Here is an 11,808-nt window from a genome sequence, read left to right as displayed (position 1 = left end):
TGCGGGCACGGGGGCAGCCCGCAGCCGCAGCCAGGCGGCGGGGCGGACGCATACCGTCGCCGCCTGGCTGTGCCAAGGTCCAGGCTGCATCGCCTGGACCCGGGTGTCGGCGAGGGATGAGCACCTCGCCGCGAAGCCCTGCCCCCTGTGCGGGAAGCCCATGCACAGGGGCAAGAAGGACGTGCCGGTGTAATTGTCCGGCACGTCCCGGCCCTGCGGGCAGCGGCAATCAGCACGCTGCCCAGGATGTCATGGTTCCGGGCGGGCGACACATCTGCGTACCGCTCCGGAATCGTTCACCGCTGCGCACTACGTGCTATCGCCTGAATCCGCCACGCTACGCACCACATGCCGTACCGCCCGGATCGATACACTGCGCTCCTGGTGCCCTCTCCCGAGCAGCTGGCATGCGGCCAAGCTATCGCTGCGTGGCACAGCTTGCGCTCTACCCTGCCAAGCAGGAAGAACCACAACAAGCCCCATGATGCAGAATGCTCTCCCTTGCATCATGGGGCTTGTTCAATTACTGCAAACTCCCGACTCCTCACAACATGTCCGGAGGTTCCCTTACACAAAATCCCGCAAGACTTACTTTACTTGTATATTCCTGCTAACGCCTGTTAACTTCAATTTCGGCCAACTCTGCTAACTCTAATCTAATTTCCAAAGCTTCTAACTTTAATTTTCTGCTAACCTTCTTACTTAAATAGGCTCTGAACTAGCCGCCGCGCGCACTTAGACTCAGTCCAAGCTTGTTAGAACGTCCGTTCACTGCTCATATTTCCTCAGCACAATCACAGCATTATGACCACCGAATCCGAACGAATTCGATAACCCGATTTGGAGGGATGCGGCACGCGCCGTGTTCGGCACGAAATCCAGATCATAGCCCTCGTCCGGCTGATCGAGGTTAATCGTGGGCGGGATAATACCTTCCCTCAGACTCTGAACAAGAGCAATCGCCTCCGCTCCCCCGGCGGCGCCGAACATGTGACCCAGCATGGATTTATTAGCCGTAACCGGAACCCTCAAAGCGCCTTCGCCAAGCAGCTTCTTAATCGCTACGGCCTCTGCCGCGTCCCCAACTTGAGTGCTTGTGGCATGTGCGCTGATCACGTCAATATCCTCTGTGGTAATTCCGGCCGAGCGAACTGCGCTCTTCATCGCGAGGTAGGCTCCGGTTCCCTCGGGGTGCGAAGCCACCATATGATACGCATCCGAACTGGCTCCATACCCGATGACTTCTCCGTAGATCTGCGCTCCCCTTCTGAGTGCGTGGGACAGGGATTCCAATACCAGGATACCTGCACCCTCACCCATGACAAAGCCGTCGCGGTCTTTGTCATAAGGCCGGCTGGCCTTCTCCGGCTCATCATTTCGCACAGAGAGAGATTTCGCGTTGCCGAATCCGGCTAATGCCAGCGGATTAACCGCAGCTTCCGTCCCTCCGGCAAAAATTATATCCGCCTCCCCGCATGCAATCACGCGGAAAGCCTCACCGATCGCCGTATTTCCAATTGAGCAGGCAGTTACCGGTGACAGGGACGGGCCCATGGAGCCGAGCCGGATACTGATCATGGCAGCGGCCATATTGGAGATCATCATAGGTACCAGAGTCGGGCTGACCCGTCCTGGCCCTCGCTCATTCAGAAGCTCCACATTGTTCACCAGCGTCTCAATTCCCCCGATTCCCGAGCCTACATACACACCGAGACGTTCCCGGTCAATCTCCTCCAGCTTAAGGCCGGAATGCTCCAGCGCCTGCTCCGCAGCCGCAAGTCCCAGCTGGCTGAAGCGATCCATTTTTCTCGCCTCCTTACGTCCCCAGCGTCCTTCCGGATCCAGCCCTCTGACCTGCCCTGCGATCTGTGTCTTATAGGCCGATACATCAAAGGAATCAATCCTGCTGATTCCAGACTGGCCTTCCTTAAGCCCAGACCAAAATGTGTTTAGATCATTGCCTAGCGGGGATAAAATCCCCATTCCTGTGATCACAACTCTTTCCATATACCCTCTCTCCTTTACGTTAAACCGTAACTTCCTACTTTAAAGTCGTCTTAGACCTCCGCGTCCATTGCTCTTCTTCCATGTAGCGGCCTCCTGTGATCTCTGCGTTATAGAGGCATGCAGCTCTTCCAGCTGATTGCCCGCATTCCTGTCTTTCACCGCAGCTCTCGTCACCCGGGCGCCAGCGGCTTCTAATGATCTATATCCACTTGCAGCGTAGTCTGCCGGTAGAGACTTTTCATTGAACTGCATGCCCGTCCTGAGCAGTCGTTCATGTTATTTATTTTATCCTTTGTTTATCCTATTACAAGTTTCTGTTTATCCTAGTATAATTAACACTACAATAATACAGAAAGGACGTCTGCCATGAAACCGGAAGCCCGTCTTGAAGCATTGTCCGAATTTCTCAAAACCCAGCGCTCCAAAATCCATCCCCATACCGTAGGGCTCCCGCCGGGCACACGGCGCAGAACCCCGGGGCTTAGAAGAGAAGAGGTTGCCGCTCTTGCCGGGGTCAGCACTACCTGGTACACGTGGCTGGAACAGGGGCGGGACATCAAAGTTTCCCCGTCTGTGCTGGACGCCATTGCCGGTGCACTTCAGCTCAACACCGATGAGCGGAAGTATCTATATGATCTGGCTTTAGAGTCAAGCATGCATACGAAGCCTGCGGATACCGGGGAAAATCCGGCCATCAGCCCGTCCCTGTCCCGGATTCTTCAGGAGCTGCGGTACTGCCCCACCATCATCTCGGACCGCAGATGTCACATTGTGGGCTGGAATGCGGCGGCCGCCCACGTATTTCTGGATTTCGAGATGATCCCCGAGCAGGAACGAAATATGATCAAGCTGCTCTTCACCAAAAAAGAGCTGCGGAGCCTTGCCGTGAACTGGGAACATTTCGTGCGTGGATTTCTGGCCATCTTCCGGGCCTACTATGGCCAGTATGTTGCGGACCCATGGTACTCGGATTTTGTCCAGGATATGACCCAGAACTATCCGGACTTCCGGGATTTATGGAATGAAAGCGCGGTGAGCACTGCTCCTGAAGTGCTGATCGAATTCCGCCACGCCAAGGTGGGCAAGATGCTGTTTGATCTGACCTCCCTTCAGGTCCAGGGTCATGCGGATCTCCGATGCAGTGTATATACTCCTGTCCAAAGCTCGAAGACGGAAGCCAAGCTGGCGCGGCTGATGGAGGGCACCAGCCAGGGCTGAAACGGGGGTTCCGGATTCAGCCTTTGGGGCGATCATCCTGATCATCGTCCTAATGATCTTCCTAATGATCTAAGGTTACCAAGACGGCAGTATTAAGTCTTAGGGGACTCCAACACGCGGCGAAGCAACATATGCTTATTCTCAACGCACTAGACTTGAAACAGAAACTATTGCTAATCCCTTATTACAAAAGAGCGGACCCGGTCTAATGAAAGCCCATGGTCCGCCCTTTTCTTATTATTTATTTGTAAATGTCACGAAAATACGTCCTACGGAGGATAACAGCTAAGAACTAGGCAGCATTTTTTCGTAAGTATTAAACATGCCATTCCCGCCCACGTAGGTATACCCGCAGCTCGGATAGAAGAGGTTCAAACTCTCATTGTGCGCTATACAGTCTAGACGTATTCTGTCTTTACCATCATAGGCGGCACCCGTCTCCACCCAAGCCAGGATACTTCGACCGAGGCCTGTCCCCGCATAGCTTCGGTTAACCATTAACCGATGGAGATAGATAGAGGTACCAGGATCTCCTTGATGATCAGGATTATTATAATCCTCGGCTGCCTCGGGACCCAGCTCCCACAATTCCCGGTCCCAAGCGCTTGGCTGCTGCTGAAGGAGCACCATTCCTGCCAGTTTCCCGTCCTCCCGGTTCCTGAACAGAATTACTTCTCCGCGGTCGATCGCAGCCGGAACATTGTGATCGTCATGGCCCTTTAGCAGCCCGCCCCATTGTGTGCTTCCCTTGCTATGAAGCCACCTCGCTGTAGCAAGCATTAGGCCCTGCACGGCTTCCGCGTCCCCTATTTCGGCAACGAAGGCCCTGATGTCAGAATTTAGATCGGCTTGCATAATGCGAATAGTCATGACAGCACCTCGTCTGAATAAATTGGTGCACCTATATTAGCAAGATGACGGAGAGGACGTCAAATCTTGTTCAATCAAACACTTGACACCTTTTGGTTAATTTTGTATATTAAATGCAAACATATGTACTTACACGGAAGCACCGGTAAGATTAGGCGAATCGCCTTTCTTGCCGGTGCTTTTTTGTGTATCCAGATGTTTTAGGAAGGAGCGTCATGGTTGTTAGCCGGTAACCAGGTTAAGTAATAGGTTATCTCCAACCTGCCGATCCAGCCCGCAAGCTCGCAGTTTTTAGCGTTTCACAAATCCAAGGAGGATGATGATGTAATGAACATGAACAAGAAAATTGCCGCAGTGGTTCTAACGGCCGTACTCACGGCGGCTGCTCCAGCCGCAGCCCTCGGGGCATCTCTTCAGCTGACCGATACGGTAAAGACAACGGTTGAGAAGACCGCAGCTTCCGCAGATGCGGCCCTAAAGAGCCGGATAACATCGGCGTATACGGAGCTCGGCACCCTGCTTTCCCAAGAAACTGCACTTGATAACACAATTAAAGGCGTGCACTTTGCCAGTGAGCAGGCTCTGGTAGCCGTTCGCAAGGAGATCAAACTTATCGATGCCAACAAGGTTGCGGAGCTGACATCAAAGGTACAGATGACCAAGGACAAATACAAGCCGTTATTTGTGCTCTATAGCTCGGTCAGCGGCACGAAGAAGGCGGGAGAGTTGAAGATTGCTGTGCAGCTTGCCCGGGAAGATATTCGCCTGAAGGAGAAGCAGCTGAAAGCGGCTAAGGACGAGAAGGCCCGCAAGATTAAGGGGGTCCGATCTACACTTTCCGCCATTACCGGCTTGAAGCTGCAGATTAAATCAGCTAAAGGCGCTGCGGATGTCCCTAAGAAGCGTCTGTCAGCGGAGTGGTCTGATTTCAAGCAGCTTGCAAAGAAAGGAGAAGCCAAGCGGGCCGCCGACTCCTTGGACAACCTTGTGTCGCTCACCCGGCGGATTCTAGAGCAGAAGAAGGGGATTCACGCCCTTGAGAACAAGATCAGCGGGGTTATAGCCACGGCCAAGCAGCAAATTTCCGCCGCTAAATAAGCGGAATTTGACCTGATAAAACAAAGAGACCGTCTCCCAAGCCATCCTAGATGGCGTTTAGGGACGGTCCCCATTCTATGGTAAACTTGGCCGGGCCGGGTTACCAAACTCATTTGCACAGCTGAATGGTCCTGCGCCTGTGCCCCTCTCGGGTTCCCTGAATGTATATAGGCTGAGGCTGGAACCCATTCCTAAAGGCGATCGCTGCCGCTTTATTGGGACCACTCATGCTTGCCGGCTTTAGAACGGCTTCATGCCCAGAGTATCCATCTTCTCGCCTATAACATTCAGTCCCATTCTGGCCGTGATGTCCCGGTAATGGCCTGCCCGGCGCTTGATCGGACTACCGTCCACCTCACCCAGGTTCGCTTCAAGTCCGTTAAGCACCATGACACTCACTCCGAATCCTGGAGGAACCAATCCCTTGGCGGTCTGCTCCTTGTCCGGTTTCCATTTGCCGACCATGACATCATGGGCTGATGGCTTCGGCGCTTGCGGGGTCAGCCAGAAGATTAGTGCAGTCATGAATCCGAGCTTGCCGTCCTCGGCAACCGATTCAGGGTTCTTCAACAGCACGTTTTTATCCCCGTAGATAATAGAGCTAATCAGACCATAATTGAAATTCCAGCTCATCATAATTGGACCGCGGCCATAATACCGCTTGCCCGCAACACCCGGATACAGCTTGGCACTTGCCGGGTCCACGAAGGCGGACATATTCGCCCCGGTTCTGCCAGCAATGTTCTGATTCCAGAACAAGCCCCATCTCAGCTCGCCTCCCGGAGAATCGGCGGCGCCCCCGCCAGTCTCATGAGACAGATTCGCCAGCAGGGCAGCCAAATCCCGCTTGCGGTCCCGATCGCTGCCTTCCTGCAGAAATGAGCCGAAATCCACAATTTCGGTTATGACCTTCTTTTTCAAGTTTGCCGATTTATTAAAATCATCGGTCCTTGCGACCAGGGTTTCCTTCTTAGTCTTCTTATCAAGACGGTAGATTTCCTGGACACCCGGGCTTCCCTCGCGATAGCTCACCTTGTATTTAATATTGGCCACCGCCGTAACCGCGCCGATCAAATTCTGATAGGCATAGTAGTCACCCTGGTTCGGATCGTTGTACTCTTTGCCTTCAGCAGCCTTGTGCCACTCGGGCGAGCCGAGCCTGTACGGGAAGAGCGCTTCGTATTCCTTCTCGGGAAGGACCGCCTTGACTGAGGCTATCGCGTTGTCCGGCAGGAATCTCGGATCAATCCCGTTCCACAGCTGTTTGATCTGCTTGTCATTCAGTACACGGCTCTGTCCAACCCCCATATCCCCCTTATTAAGGGGAGCGCTTTCAGATTTGGCTGCGGCAGCTGTCTTTGTGGAAGCAGCCGCTGCTGCAGCGGAATCAGGTGCCGCAAGGACTTCCAGCGGGGTTACCAACAAGGCCGCACCCAATGCAGCCGTTAATGTGCGCCCTACAATTTTTTCTGAAAAAGGAAGCTTCCATTCCCTCATGCACATTCTCCTTTGGCCAAGTTAATGGTAGGTATGAATCCATCTTAGGTGGACTATTCATGTATATCTAGGGATTCATCCATATATTCCATCTCATTATAGGGATTAGAATGGGATATTGTATGGTCGCACCCCACTACATAGGCTTAATTAAAGGACTCTCTAATTTATACTGGGAAAGTTATGGCATATTACAAGCGTTTGTCTTAACAGAAAGCATCTTCAAGAATACAAAAAAGCTGCCGGGATCTCCGGGCAGCTTGCTTCTATTCAGATGACATTCACCTTTTGCTTGTGACGGAACTCGGTAGGCGTCTGCCCATATTTCCTGCGGAACACCTGGGTAAAGTGACGCATGTCCTGATAACCGATGCGCTCTGCAATCTCTGCAAGACGGAGCTGCGGGTTGAGCAGAAGCTTCTTGGCCTGCTCCAGCCGAAGGGAAATGACGTAATCCTTATACCCTTGGCCTGTCTTCAGCTTGAACAGCTGGCTGAAATAGGCCGGGTTGAGATAAACCACAGAGGCCACCTTCTCCAAGGACAGCTCTTCACTGTAATGCTCTTTAATATACTCAAGGGCATCTTCGATCGACTTCTCCCCACTGCCCTTCACCGGCTGGGCGGATTGAGCTGCCGAAGCCTGCCTCATTTGCAGCACCAGCTCAGGGACCGCCTTGAAATCCTGAACAAGCGCGGACATGGCAATATGGAACGGCACCTTCAAGTAATGAGTCAAATGCCCTTTAATCAGACTCTTAAAGTCATCCAGGCGGTTCTCCTCATCCAAGGAGGCTAATCCCAGTAGGCAATCCCGATCATAGCTGATGACCAGCCCTCTGCCATGAGTGTCAATCAGCTCCGAAAGGACATTTTCCACAATAAAATGCTCCAGCGCAGGATTCATCTCCGTCAGCTCAAGCTGTACCATAATCAGATTAAACTCTGGATACTCCTGGATAAACGGACGAATATCCAGACTCCCTGTGTCCAAACCCGAAGCCAGTCTTCGGAAGACGCCTTCATGCAGAAGCTTCAGATTTCTGCGAAGCTTCTCCGCTTCACGGACCCGCTCGCTCTCCTGCCAAATCTCCTGCTTGAGACTCTCAATGAGCTCAATCAGACGCTTCTTGCCGATTGGCTTGAGCAGATAATCCCTTGCTCCCAGCCGGACAGCCTCTTGAGCGAAGGAGAATTCCGAATGTGCGGAGATCACCACCCATTTGACGAGCGGGTAACGGTGCTTGGATATTTTCATGAATTCAAGTCCATTCATGCCTGGCATCAGAATATCGGTCAGCACAATATCAATTCGCTGGCTTCCCATAATCTGTACAGCCTCCATCGTTGAAGCCGCGAGATGAACGTTATCCTCCGGACACATCTGCTCGATCGTCCGCTTAATCCCCTCCCGGATTGCGCGTTCGTCATCAGCGATCAGAATATTCATGCTCTTCTCCTCCTTGGCTGTGTGGCAGTGGGATGACAATGGTCACGGTGGTGCCCTCTCCGGGCATGCTGTAGATCCTCAGGCCGTACTCCTCCCCGAACATATGCTTCAGCCGCAAATGAAGATTCTGCAGCCCGATTCCTCCCGGCCCTTTCCCCGACGGGCGCCGCTCATCCAGAGAAGCAACCAGCTTAGTTAACGTCATCTGCTCCATCCCACAGCCATTATCGGCAATCATAATGCCCAAGTTCTTCCCATCCTGGCGGACCATCACGCGGAGAATCCCCTGCCTGCTCCCCAGAGATTCGAGCCCATGCTTCACCGCATTCTCGATAACCGGTTGAAGGGTCATCTTCGGAATCCGGATGTTCATCCAACGCTCATCTGCGTCCATCTCCACCTTCAGCCTGCCCTCCAGCCGGAACTGAATAATAGTCAAATAATGGCCGATTTGCTCGAATTCCTCCCGGAGCGTAACTTCGGCGCCCTCTTCCCAATGGCTGCTGTAACGGAACATATGGGAGAGGGACAAGACAATTTCGCCCAGCTCTTCATTGCCCTCCCCGTTCTCATCCAGCATCCAGTAGATCATATCCAGGGTGTTGTACAGAAAATGTGGATTCACCTGGGACTGCAGCGCGTGGATCTCCGCATTCTTCTCGCTGACAGAAGAAATCTTCACCCTCTCGATCAGCTCCTCAATCCGTTTCACCATCCGGTTGAACGAAGCGACCAGGATGTTGATTTCCTGATAAGATGTGACATTCAGTTCCCCTCGGAAGTTCCCCATTTCCACCTGTTTCATTTCACGAATCAACCGCTTCAGAGGGGAAGAGAACGTTTTGGACACAATGGAAGCAATGAGAGCGGATACAATAATAAGAATGGAGACCACAATGAACAGATACCGCTTCATCTGCATCAGTTCGACATTTAAATCCTTATCCGGCGTGATGCTGACAACCGACCAATCCGTAAAAGGCAGCCGGGAGGCAATCAACAGATGCCCCTCATCCTGCTGCACCTTCACTTTGCTCTTGTCTCCGAGCTCAGGAATCTTCACCTCAGGAGCCTGCTGCGGAGTGATTGTAGTCGGCACCATCCTTCCGTCCTGGGAAACGACATACACATTCGTGTGCTGTCCCAGCTTAAGATTATCCAGAGCCTCAAGGATCGGCTTTGGATTCGTCTCATACAGCACGATGCCGATACGCTTGTGCTCGTCGAGGTCAAAAATCTGCCGGCCGAAGGCAAATACCGGCCGGCTCTCATTCTGATCGATCAGCGAGTGCGGGAAGACGCCAAGCCAGACCATTTTACCGGAGGATTCCTGAATTTGCTTATACCACGTCTGTTCCTTATAATTCGGGTCTACCACATTAATATAGTTGCCATAGTTATATATCTTGCCTTTATCCGTAATTACATGGATACCCACCAGATCGTCCCGGGAATAAAAAATCGCCCCGATCATATTCGTGATCGACTGCTCTGTAATATATGCCATGGCCGGCTCCGTATAATTCTCATTCAGCTTGCGGACCATGTCGAAGTTGTTGCTCAGCGTCTTCGACAAGCTGTCATACCCCTTATACAGCAAATCGAATAATCCGACGGTCTGTGACACGTTCTTCTGAGCCAGGTCACTGATTTTGTCATGATACTGCTCGGTATTCCGGTTGTAATAGAGCAGGCTCACCACGAGCACAATGCCCGACATACAAAATAAAAACAGCAGGAACAACCTGTGGTTTATGGAATGAAAACCTCTTCGCAAGGATTATCCCCCTCCCCTCCAGATGTCCTGCTGCTCACCTGTCTCTATTATAGTAGGGCTGGGCGCACCCGACAATTCAATAATTTTATCCTTTGACCGCCCCAGCGACCATTCCTTTCGTAATACGCTCGGATAGGACGAAGTAGATCAGGATAACCGGCAGTGCCCCCATGATCAAGAATGCCCCGATATTTCCGTAATTGACAGAATACTGGCTCACGAACGTGTATACCCCGAATGGAAGGGTCTTCAGCTTCTCGGAGGAAATGAACGTCGCCGCCATAATATACTCATTCCAAATCGTAATAAAGGTCAGAATACAGACCGTCATCATCGGCGGAATTGAAATCGGAATAATGATGCTGCGGAAAATCCGGTATACACTGGCCCCATCCACAAAAGCGGACTCCTCGATTTCATGCGGTATGCCTTTCATAAATCCGCTGAGAATGAACACCGCAATCGGGGTGGAGAAGGCTATATATGGCAGAATCAGAGATAAGTGCGTGTTCAGAATGCCCACATTTTTGAAAATAATCATCAGCGGCAGCAGTGTGGCCTGCAGCGGAATCATCAGACCCATCATAAAGACCAGCAGCACCGCGTTGCCATAACGCCAACGGAACCGTGAGATCGCATAGGCTACCATGGCGCTAAGCAGAATCACGAAGAACATGGTTACACCGGTGACAAACACGCTGTTGCCCAGGTACTTCAAATAACTCCCCTGCTCATAGGCCTCTGTGTAGTTATTCCATTGAAGCGCTTTGGGTAAAGCGAAAAAGCTCCCGTTCATAATCTCCTCGTTGGTCTTCAGCGAGTACAGGACCAGCCAGAACAGCGGATACAGCTGGGTGACCACCGGAATCGCGAAAAGAAGATACACGAGGCCTTTTTTGACATATTTCATTTTCGTGCACTCCCTTTCTATCCGACTTTTTTCTCTATACGGCTGAAGATGAGGTTAATAACCAGGGTAAAGGTCAGACACACCAGCACCAGGAAGGTGGCAATTGCACTGCCATACCCGTATTTCATGGACAAGAACGAGCTGTTGTACATATGGGTGGAGATGACGTCTGTCGCATGTGCCGGTCCGCCACCCGTCATGACTACAATCAGGTCAAACGCCTGCAAGGAGCCGATGAACGCGAGAACTACCGATATTTTCAGAATCGGAACGATTAGCGGCAGGGTGATATAGCGGTCTGCCTTGAAGCCATCCGCTCCGTCGATCTTGGCAGCTTCATAAATCTCACTAGGCAGGTTCTGAATTCCCGTAAATTGAATAAGCAGGTGGTAGCCGAAGTACTGCCATAAGGATACAAAATACAGACAGAACATCGCGATATTCGGCTCGGTGAGCCAGTTATGCGTCCAGCTCTCCAGCCCCAGAGAGACCAGAACTCCGTTCAGCATCCCGCCCATCGAGGTTGGGTTATAAATGGTCTTCCACAGCTGCCCGATAATCACGACCGATAGAATAACCGGAGTAAAATAAATAGATACGAGCGTATTCCCCCTGCGGACATAACGGTTCAGCAGAATGGCCATAAGCAGACAGAATGGAATTTCGATAATAGATGCGGCCGCGTAGAGCAGAGTCCGCCGGACCGACGGCCAGAAGACCGGGTCATTGTAGAACATGTTAACAAAGTTCTTGAAGCCGACAAACTTCGCGTCTGCGATGCCGTCCCAGCTTAGGAGTCCCGTGTAGAACGAGACCAGGATTGGCACAAATACAATACACACGTAAAGAAGCAGACAAGGCAGCACGAAGACGGCTATAGTACGTCCGGGCACTTTTAACACATTCACGATTTTCGCCCCCTTTGGTGTAAAAATAATGCGAAGAAGCGCGGGGCCTCTTCGCATCGCTTAGGGATAATCCC

12 protein-coding genes are annotated in these 11,808 nt (G+C 52.0%); 3 read left to right on the top strand and 9 right to left on the bottom strand.

The window, feature by feature from the left end; all coding sequences use genetic code 11:
• Positions 1-67: 67 nt before the first annotated feature.
• Entirely contained in the window at positions 68-193 is a 126-nt protein-coding gene (locus BN6628_RS26915) for a hypothetical protein (RefSeq protein ID WP_392397656.1), read from the top strand.
• A gap of 116 nt (positions 194-309) precedes the next feature.
• Here the strand turns inward: BN6628_RS26915 and BN6628_RS26005 are convergent, their stop codons facing one another.
• The 3 genes from BN6628_RS26005 to BN6628_RS01835 all read right to left on the bottom strand — a co-directional run bounded on the left by BN6628_RS26005 (position 310) and on the right by BN6628_RS01835 (position 2,259).
• Positions 310-483, bottom strand: coding sequence for a hypothetical protein (locus BN6628_RS26005; protein ID WP_157692449.1), 174 nt, complete (start codon positions 481-483; stop codon positions 310-312).
• Between the two features lie 285 nt (positions 484-768).
• Positions 769-2,007 (bottom strand): beta-ketoacyl-ACP synthase II, encoded by a 1,239-nt coding sequence (gene fabF / locus BN6628_RS01840; protein ID WP_068613442.1) that lies wholly within the window; start codon positions 2,005-2,007, stop codon positions 769-771.
• 39 nt (positions 2,008-2,046) lie between these two features.
• Positions 2,047-2,259: a hypothetical protein gene (locus BN6628_RS01835; RefSeq protein WP_068613437.1), complete on the bottom strand. Its 213-nt coding sequence runs from the start codon at positions 2,257-2,259 to the stop codon at positions 2,047-2,049.
• 114 nt (positions 2,260-2,373) lie between these two features.
• Here BN6628_RS01835 and BN6628_RS01830 point away from each other — a divergent pair, with 114 nt between their 5' ends.
• Complete coding sequence (locus BN6628_RS01830) at positions 2,374-3,225, top strand: helix-turn-helix transcriptional regulator (protein WP_068613435.1); 852 nt, start codon at positions 2,374-2,376, stop codon at positions 3,223-3,225.
• A 285-nt stretch (positions 3,226-3,510) separates the two neighbouring features.
• On the opposite strand, the gene BN6628_RS01825 is transcribed toward BN6628_RS01830, so the two are convergent.
• On the bottom strand, positions 3,511-4,095 hold the full coding sequence (locus tag BN6628_RS01825; RefSeq protein WP_068613434.1) for a GNAT family N-acetyltransferase: 585 nt from the start codon (positions 4,093-4,095) through the stop codon (positions 3,511-3,513).
• 327 nt (positions 4,096-4,422) lie between these two features.
• Between BN6628_RS01825 and BN6628_RS01820 the strand changes: the two genes are divergently transcribed.
• Positions 4,423-5,193 carry a hypothetical protein gene (locus BN6628_RS01820; RefSeq protein WP_068613433.1) on the top strand — a complete coding sequence of 257 codons (771 nt, stop codon included), beginning with the start codon at positions 4,423-4,425 and terminating at the stop codon, positions 5,191-5,193.
• 240 nt (positions 5,194-5,433) lie between these two features.
• On the opposite strand, the gene BN6628_RS01815 is transcribed toward BN6628_RS01820, so the two are convergent.
• From BN6628_RS01815 to BN6628_RS01795, 5 genes are all read right to left on the bottom strand, one after another.
• Positions 5,434-6,690, bottom strand: a complete 1,257-nt coding sequence (locus BN6628_RS01815; protein WP_068613432.1) for a chitinase — start codon at positions 6,688-6,690, stop codon at positions 5,434-5,436.
• A gap of 270 nt (positions 6,691-6,960) precedes the next feature.
• A complete protein-coding gene (locus BN6628_RS01810; RefSeq protein WP_068613431.1) occupies positions 6,961-8,139 on the bottom strand; it encodes a response regulator in 1,179 nt (392 codons plus the stop codon).
• Positions 8,120-9,916: a cache domain-containing sensor histidine kinase gene (locus BN6628_RS01805; RefSeq protein WP_068613429.1), complete on the bottom strand. Its 1,797-nt coding sequence runs from the start codon at positions 9,914-9,916 to the stop codon at positions 8,120-8,122. Before BN6628_RS01805 ends, BN6628_RS01810 begins: the two co-directional genes overlap by 20 nt.
• A gap of 85 nt (positions 9,917-10,001) precedes the next feature.
• On the bottom strand, positions 10,002-10,826 hold the full coding sequence (locus BN6628_RS01800) for a carbohydrate ABC transporter permease (RefSeq protein ID WP_068613428.1): 825 nt from the start codon (positions 10,824-10,826) through the stop codon (positions 10,002-10,004).
• 17 nt (positions 10,827-10,843) lie between these two features.
• Positions 10,844-11,734, bottom strand: coding sequence for a carbohydrate ABC transporter permease (locus BN6628_RS01795; RefSeq protein ID WP_068613427.1), 891 nt, complete (start codon positions 11,732-11,734; stop codon positions 10,844-10,846).
• Between the last annotated feature and the right edge of the window lie 74 nt (positions 11,735-11,808).

This window comes from Paenibacillus tuaregi (assembly GCF_900086655.1).
Lineage (GTDB): Bacteria > Bacillota > Bacilli > Paenibacillales > Paenibacillaceae > Fontibacillus > Fontibacillus tuaregi.
The sequence above is the reverse complement of the archived record's forward strand: the minus strand, read 5'-3'. Positions and strand labels throughout refer to the sequence as shown.

Bases quoted from the DNA above. Each gene is read 5' to 3' on its own strand.
- BN6628_RS26005 (WP_157692449.1), bottom strand. From the start codon at position 483: ATGGGGCTTGTTGTGGTTCTTCCTGCTTGGCAGGGTAGAGCGCAAGCT.
- fabF (WP_068613442.1), bottom strand. From the start codon at position 2,007: ATGGAAAGAGTTGTGATCACAGGAATGGGGATTTTATCCCCGCTAGGC.
- BN6628_RS01835 (WP_068613437.1), bottom strand. From the start codon at position 2,259: ATGCAGTTCAATGAAAAGTCTCTACCGGCAGACTACGCTGCAAGTGGA.
- BN6628_RS01830 (WP_068613435.1), top strand. From the start codon at position 2,374: ATGAAACCGGAAGCCCGTCTTGAAGCATTGTCCGAATTTCTCAAAACC.
- BN6628_RS01825 (WP_068613434.1), bottom strand. From the start codon at position 4,095: ATGACTATTCGCATTATGCAAGCCGATCTAAATTCTGACATCAGGGCC.
- BN6628_RS01820 (WP_068613433.1), top strand. From the start codon at position 4,423: ATGAACATGAACAAGAAAATTGCCGCAGTGGTTCTAACGGCCGTACTC.
- BN6628_RS01815 (WP_068613432.1), bottom strand. From the start codon at position 6,690: ATGAGGGAATGGAAGCTTCCTTTTTCAGAAAAAATTGTAGGGCGCACA.
- BN6628_RS01810 (WP_068613431.1), bottom strand. From the start codon at position 8,139: ATGAATATTCTGATCGCTGATGACGAACGCGCAATCCGGGAGGGGATT.
- BN6628_RS01800 (WP_068613428.1), bottom strand. From the start codon at position 10,826: ATGAAATATGTCAAAAAAGGCCTCGTGTATCTTCTTTTCGCGATTCCG.